The sequence below is a fragment of the Winogradskyella ouciana genome (assembly GCF_009709615.1).
GTDB classification, from domain to species: Bacteria; Bacteroidota; Bacteroidia; order Flavobacteriales; family Flavobacteriaceae; genus Winogradskyella; species Winogradskyella ouciana.
Genome location: NZ_WJYA01000240.1, coordinates 1 through 250, shown reverse-complemented (window position 1 = coordinate 250; position 250 = coordinate 1). Strand labels below are relative to the sequence as shown.

Here is a 250-nt window from a genome sequence, read left to right as displayed (position 1 = left end):
TTTTGCTTCAGCAAATGCGCGACCATCGACACCCGCTCATATGGCCCTGGGGGGCAGCGATAGGGGTTCGGGGGGGCGATCATGGCAAAGACACCGCCTTCGCGCATATTCATCACTTGCGCCTTCAGCAATTCGGTTTGGCTGCCTGCCTTATAGGCATGGGGCATGGCATTTTGCGCCGCTTGCGACCAGCCCGGAACGCTGTCTTCGATGAAATCAATCCCTGGGCTGAGGACGAGGCGGTCGTAAG

The 250-nt window shown here is 58.8% G+C and carries 1 pseudogene; it reads right to left on the bottom strand.

The annotated features are described in order from the left end of the window. A pseudogene (locus F1003_RS16200) lies at positions 1-250 on the bottom strand (cytochrome C); the annotation flags it as partial.